The 6166-nt window shown below is 66.5% G+C and carries 6 protein-coding genes; 1 reads left to right on the top strand and 5 read right to left on the bottom strand.

The annotated features are described in order from the left end of the window. Window positions 1-250: 250 nt before the first annotated feature. From H3005_RS14015 to H3005_RS14005, 3 genes are all read right to left on the bottom strand, one after another. Window positions 251-1411, bottom strand: coding sequence for an MFS transporter (locus H3005_RS14015; RefSeq protein WP_100551595.1), 1161 nt, complete (start codon window positions 1409-1411; stop codon window positions 251-253). Between the two features lie 218 nt (window positions 1412-1629). Further along, the gene (locus tag H3005_RS14010) at window positions 1630-2379 is read right to left on the bottom strand and encodes a TerC family protein (RefSeq protein ID WP_099820261.1); all 750 of its coding nucleotides are present in this window, start codon (window positions 2377-2379) and stop codon (window positions 1630-1632) included. A gap of 33 nt (window positions 2380-2412) precedes the next feature. Beyond that, a complete protein-coding gene (locus H3005_RS14005; protein ID WP_025877898.1) occupies window positions 2413-2808 on the bottom strand; it encodes a diacylglycerol kinase in 396 nt (131 codons plus the stop codon). Window positions 2809-3032: 224 nt separating this feature from the next. Here H3005_RS14005 and H3005_RS14000 point away from each other — a divergent pair, with 224 nt between their 5' ends. Then, window positions 3033-3731, top strand: coding sequence for an SGNH/GDSL hydrolase family protein (locus H3005_RS14000; RefSeq protein WP_191078426.1), 699 nt, complete (start codon window positions 3033-3035; stop codon window positions 3729-3731). A 215-nt stretch (window positions 3732-3946) separates the two neighbouring features. On the opposite strand, the gene H3005_RS13995 is transcribed toward H3005_RS14000, so the two are convergent. Both H3005_RS13995 and H3005_RS13990 read right to left on the bottom strand, forming a co-directional pair. Further along, entirely contained in the window at window positions 3947-5218 is a 1272-nt protein-coding gene (locus H3005_RS13995) for a HAMP domain-containing sensor histidine kinase (RefSeq protein WP_100551593.1), read from the bottom strand. Between the two features lie 150 nt (window positions 5219-5368). Beyond that, window positions 5369-6082 carry a response regulator transcription factor gene (locus tag H3005_RS13990; RefSeq protein ID WP_002811889.1) on the bottom strand — a complete coding sequence of 238 codons (714 nt, stop codon included), beginning with the start codon at window positions 6080-6082 and terminating at the stop codon, window positions 5369-5371. Window positions 6083-6166 lie beyond the last annotated feature (84 nt).

Genomic DNA, 6166 nt, shown 5'->3' with positions numbered 1-6166 from the left:
AGCCAGCCATCGGCGTTACGCCCGCGCCGGTTGTCTTGTCGAAGGCGGGGTAGGTCCGGTGGCAGGGGCGTGAGCGCCATGGATGGCGCGACCGAGGCTACAGGGACGTACTTGCGCCGTCCCCTGCCACCGGACCCACCCCGCCATCCCACGGATAGCCAGTTTTTGCCGTTGCTGTTGAGGTTGCCGGCCAGCGGCCGGCACTACCGCTTCGGCGGGTGCAGGGCGCAGCCCTGCCGGAACACATCTCTCAGCAGGCTTCAGCCACCGCAGTGCGGCTGCGCCCCAGCCACGCCAGCAGCAGCGCCGACGCCGCCAGCAGGCCACCGGCCACCGGAATCGCCGCGTAGCCCAGCCCAAGGCTGATCACCGCACCACCCAGCGCCGCGCCCAGTGCATTGCCGAGGTTGAACGCACCGACGTTGATCGACGACGCCAGTCCCGGCGCCTCGCTGGCGGCCTGCATCACCCGGATCTGCAACGGCGGCACGATGGCGAAGGTCGCCGCGCCGAACAGCAACACGCCAAGCGCTGCGGTCGCGTGGCTCATGAAGGCCAGCGGCAGCACGAACATCAGCGCTGCCAGCACCGCCAGCAGAATGCGGGTCGCGCCGTCCAGCGACCAGTCTGCCATGCGTCCGCCGATGCCGTTGCCAACGGTGAAACCAATACCGATCAGTGCCAGCGACAACGCAATGAAAGCGTTCGAGGCGCCGGTCAGCTCGGTCAACACTGGCGCTACGTAGGTGTAGAGAGTGAACATCGCGCCTGCACCCAGCACCGTGGTCGCCATCGCCAGCAGCACCTGCGGCTGCATGATCGATTTCAGTTCACGCCGGACATCCGGGCGTGCACCCGCTGCGGAGGCCGGCAGTGCCATGGCCAAGGCGGTGATCGCCACCACGCCGAGTACGGCAGTGCCGGCAAAAGCCAAACGCCAACCCAGTTGCTGGCCGACCCAGGTCGCCAGCGGCACGCCGCCGATGTTGGCGATGGTCAGGCCCATGAACATCGTTGCCACTGCTGCCGCCTGCTTGTCCTTGGGCACCAGGCTGGCGGCGACCACCGCGCCGATGCCGAAGAACGCGCCGTGATTGAGGCTGGTCACCAGACGCGACAGCAGCAGCAGGCCGTAGTTCGGGGCCAGCGCCGACAGCACGTTGCCGACGATGAAGATCGACATCAGCAGCATCAGCGCGGTGCGCTTGCCGAAGCGTCCCATCAGCAGGGTCATCACCGGCGCGCCCAGCATCACGCCCACCGCGTAGGCGGTGATCAGCATGCCGGCAGTGGGAATGCTGACCCCCACTCCGTTGGCGATGACCGGCAACAGGCCCATCGGGGTGAACTCGGTGGTACCAATGGCGAAGGCGCCGACGGCGAGTGCCAGCAAAGCGGCTCTGGAATTCATGGGAGTTGCCTGCGTGGGGCAGGCCCTGTGGAAAATGAGCGCGTAGCCTGCGCGCTTTGCCGGCCGGGAGTAAGCCTCGGCGCGGGAAAACAGTGTTGATCCCGATTCACAAGTGGCGGGCAGGTCGGCCATCCGGGTAGCGCCGGGCCATGCCCGGCGAGCGCAGCGGCGCCCGGAAAGCAGAACCCCCGGCGCTGGCCGGGGGTTCGGGGTAGTGCTTACCAGTCGCCGGCACCCGGCACGTGGTGTTCGCGTGCGCGGCGGCGCATCAGCAGGTTCAGCCACTCCACCAGCACCGAGAAGCCCATCGCGGCGTAGATGTAGGGCTTGGGCACGTGCACGTCCAGGCCGTCCAGGATCAGCACCGCACCGATCAGCAGGATGAAGGCCAGGGCCAGCATCTTCACGGTCGGGTTGGCATCGATGAAACGGCCCAGCGGGTTGGCGGCCAGCAGCATCACCGCCACCGACAGCAGGATCGCAGCGACCATCACCGGCACGTGGTCGGCGATGCCGACGGCGGTGATCACCGAGTCCAGCGAGAACACGATGTCGATGATCGCGATCTGCGCGATCACGTAGCCGAACACGGCCGAGGTCTTGGTGGTGGTCGGATCCTCGTCCTCGCCACCGGAGATCATTTCCTTGATCTCCATCCAGCCCTTGATGATCAGGAACAGGCCACCGACGATCAGCACCAGGTCGCGGATGGAGATGCCCATGCCGGCCACGGTGAACAGATTCGCCTGCATGTGCGCCAGGTACGCCAGCGACACCAGCAGGCCGATACGGGTGATGCAGGCCACGGCGATGCCGAGGCGGCGCGCGAACGGGCGGCGCTCTTCGGGCAGCTTGCTGACGGCGATGGAGATGAACACCAGATTGTCGATGCCGAGCACGATTTCCAGCGCGCTCAAGGTGAACAGGGTCAACCAGACATTCGGATCGGCGAGAAGCTCAAGGGACATGGGAAGTCTTCAACAAGGGGGGAGGAAGAAGGATCAGCCGACGCTGGCCGGGAACAATCGCGGCACCAGCACCAGGGCCCAGCACAGCAGCACGTTCATCATCAGCACGAACACTGCCGCCGAGCCCATGTCCTTGGCGCGGCCGGCCAGTTCGTGGATTTCCGCGCCATAGCGCTCGATCACCGCCTCGATGGCCGAGTTGGCCAGCTCCATCGCCAGCACCAGCAGCATCGAGCCGATCATCAGCGCGCGCTCCACCGGTGTCTGGCCCAGCCAGATCGCCAGCGGCGTCAGCAGCACCAGCAGGTAGACCTCCAGCCGGAATGAGGACTCATGCAGCCAGGCAGCTCGCAGGCCCTGCCAGGACCAGCGGGCGGCCTGGAAGATACGGCGCGGGCCGCGGGGCATGTGGCCGAACTGATCAGCCACGGGTGAAGCATCCAGCAACAGGGGCGCGGCGCAGCGACCGCTCAGACGCACGGCAGGGAATCATGGGTGCACAGGGATAGGCAGACAGCCCCCATTTTGCCACAAGGGCGGCCACGGCACCCCCGGACGCCGCGCCGCGAGGCCCCGCGAACGGCCCGGCGCGGCCAAGCGTGGGGCCAGGCCAGCTTCTATGATGGATGCCCCCTGCCCTGCCGGAGTGCCTGATGACCCGTCCCCGCACCTGCCTGATCCTGCTTGGCCTGCTGGCCGCGCCGCTGGCCCAGGCCTTGAGCCCGCCGGCGCCGCCGCAGGTACCCGCACAGGTCTCCAACGTGGCCTGGGCCGCCGACATGGCGTCCTTCGCCAGTGCTGACCGGACCAATCCGCCGCCGCGCGGTGGCATTGAATTCATCGGCAGCTCGTCCTTCCGCATGTGGGACAGCCTGGCCCAGGACTTCCCGGGGCAACCGGTGTTCAACCGCGGCTTCGGCGGTTCGGAAGTGCGCGACAGCACCTGGTATGCCGGCCAGGCCATCGTGCCGTACGCGCCGTGCAAGGTGTTCTTCTACGCCGGCGACAACGACCTCAACAGCGGCCGCAGCGCAACCCAGGTACGCGACGACGTGGTGGCCTTCGTGCAGCGCGTGCATCGCGACCTGCCGAAGACGAAGGTGGAGTACGTCTCCATCAAGCCCAGCCCGTCGCGGGCGCATCTGCTGCCGGCGATCAACGACGCCAACGCGAAGATCAAGGCTGCGCTGGCGAAGCTGCCCAACACCGGCTACACCGACATCTACACACCGATGCTCGGGGCCGATGGCCAGCCCGATGCCGCGTTGTTCCGCGAGGACATGCTGCACATGACCCCGGCCGGCTATGCGATCTGGACCAAGGCGCTGGCGCCGAAGGTCAACTGCAACTGAGTGATGCCGGGGTTGCCGGCCAGCGGCCGGCACTACCGGGGACGCTCATCCACGCATGGCGTGGATCTACCGCAGATCGCGGAACCTGTCGAAGGCGGGGCGCTGTGGGTTTGCAGGACCGTTGGCGCCANNGGTTTACGGCGTGTCCTGCAAACCCACAGCGCCCCGCCATCCCACGGAATGTCCGCTGTTGCTGTTGCTTCGCCGCCCGGCCCTCAGCGGAAAACCACCGTCGCCTCGGTGCCCTTGCCCAGCTCGCTGGTCAAACTGACCTTCCAGCCGAAGCGATCACACAGGCGACGCACGATCGACAGGCCCAGGCCCGTACCCTGCGGACGGCTGGGATCGGCACGATAGAACGGCTCGAACGCACGCGACAGTGCGTCGGCGGACATGCCGATGCCGGTATCGCTTACCACCACCCGGTCGTTGTGCACGTGCACGTCGATGCGACCTTCGTCGGTATAACTGCAGGCATTGCGCACCAGGTTGCTGACCACCACCTGCAGCACCCGCGGCGGTGCGTGCAGCTGCACGGCCGCATCGCTGTGCAGGTGCACCGCCAGCGGCCGCCCCACCAGCAGTTCGTTGGCGTTGTCCACTTCGTAGCGGACGATGTCGTTGACGTCGAACAGTTCCACCTGCGGCTCGACGTCGGCCTCGCGGGCCAGGATCAGGAACGCATCGATCACCGCTTCCATGTCCCGCCCGGCACGCTGGATGCGCTGCAGGCTGCGGCGCAGGCGCGGCTCCAGGCTTTCATCGCCCAGCGCCATGTCGCTGGCCACCCGGATGACCGTCAGCGGCGTGCGCAGTTCATGGCTGGCATCACGGGTGAAGTTGCGCTCGCGTGCCACGTGCGCAGTGACCCGGTTGGCCAGCGAATGCAGCGCCGCTGCCAGTTGCCGGGTCTCGCCCTGCATGTCCGCAGGCAGCTTGTTCGGTTCCAGATCGGCCGCTTCCGGATGACCCGGATCCCAGCGCGAGACGCGGCGCGCCAGCCAGTTCACCGGTGATACCAGGCGCTTGGAGGCACGGTAGGTGATCCAGGAGGCGCCATACACCGCCAGCAGGGTCAGCAGCACCGGCACGATGCCGAACCAGAACGCCAGCATCTCCGCGCGCGAGCGCAGGAACACCAGGTACAGGCGCCCCTGTTCGCGGGCGTCGACCAGCACCAGCTGATCATCGTCGGGCAGTTCGTGGAAACCCGGTTCCAACGTGCGCAGGTTGGCGGGCAGTGACAGGCTGGACTGCCCGCGTTCCAGCAGGTAGCCACGGATGTTCTGGGTATTGGGCGGCGGCTGCACGGGCGAGGCCTCGTGCAGCGTCCAGTAGTACGCCGCTTCTTCGCGCAGGGCAGCGCCGACCAGGCTGTGCTTGATCACCAGCGAAACCAGCCAGGCACCCAGCAGGATACCCAGGCTGGCCAGCACGGCTTGCAGGATGAAGGCGATACGGATCTTGCGCGGCAGGCCGTGCGGCATTGCGGTGTCCCGGTCAGAGCGCTGCGATTATAGGCAGCGCGCTGTGCCGTGATCGTGCATGGACGATGACGACCGGGCATCCGGAACGTTCACCCCTTCCCTGCCGACCACGGCCGTGCCGGTTCTGCTGCAACACCGGCACGACGTCGATCAGGCCATCGGCTGGGCAATATCGGCGATGCGATAGCCCGCGCTCTGCACGGTGTGCAGCAGCGGCCGGTCGAACGGCTTGTCGATGATCTTGCGCAGGTTGTACAGATGGCTGCGCAACGTGTCCGAATCAGGCAGGCCGTTGCCCCAGATTTCGCGTTCGATTTCCTGGCGGGTGACCACACGCGGCGATTCGCGCATCAGGATGGTCAGCAGGCGCAGGCCGATCGGCGACAGCTGCAGCTCGGTGCCGGCACGCGTGGCACGCATGCTGACCGGATCGAGCACCAGGTCGGCGACCTTGAGCACTTCCGAACCGACCTGGCGACGTTCACGGCGGATCAGCGCTCGCAGGCGGGCTTCCAGTTCCTGGATCGCAAACGGCTTGGTCAGGTAATCATCGGCACCAAAACCGAGGCCGGTGAGCTTGTCATCCAGCGTGTCGCGCGCGGTCAGCATCAGCACCGGGGTCGACTTGCGCGCATCGTTGCGCAGCCGGCGGCACACTTCGATGCCATCCAGCCGCGGCAGCATCAGGTCCAGCACGACCACGTCGTAGCTGTTCTCGGCAGCCAGACGGTAGCCGTCCAGGCCATCCTGCGCATAGTCCACCTCGAAGCCACGGCCTTCCAGGTATTCACCGATCATCTCGGAGATATTGCGGTTGTCTTCGACCACCAGCACCAAGCCGGAAGTCTCCTTCGTCTGACGCATGAGAATCCCTCTTTCTTCAGCTTTGTGAAACATGCCCGATCGACGGTGCACGCGATGTGAAGTTGCGTCAATGAAAAGAAGATG

Origin of the sequence: Stenotrophomonas sp. Br8 (genome assembly GCF_014763005.1) — a bacterium.
Classification (GTDB): Bacteria; Pseudomonadota; Gammaproteobacteria; order Xanthomonadales; family Xanthomonadaceae; genus Stenotrophomonas; species Stenotrophomonas lactitubi.
This window is presented reverse-complemented; position numbering and strand designations above follow the sequence as displayed.

Excerpts from the sequence above, each read along its gene's own strand:
- H3005_RS14015 (WP_100551595.1), bottom strand. The coding sequence starts at position 1,411 with ATGAATTCCAGAGCCGCTTTGCTGGCACTCGCCGTCGGCGCCTTCGCC.
- H3005_RS14010 (WP_099820261.1), bottom strand. The coding sequence starts at position 2,379 with ATGTCCCTTGAGCTTCTCGCCGATCCGAATGTCTGGTTGACCCTGTTC.
- H3005_RS14000 (WP_191078426.1), top strand. The coding sequence starts at position 3,033 with ATGACCCGTCCCCGCACCTGCCTGATCCTGCTTGGCCTGCTGGCCGCG.
- H3005_RS13995 (WP_100551593.1), bottom strand. The coding sequence starts at position 5,218 with ATGCCGCACGGCCTGCCGCGCAAGATCCGTATCGCCTTCATCCTGCAA.
- H3005_RS13990 (WP_002811889.1), bottom strand. The coding sequence starts at position 6,082 with ATGCGTCAGACGAAGGAGACTTCCGGCTTGGTGCTGGTGGTCGAAGAC.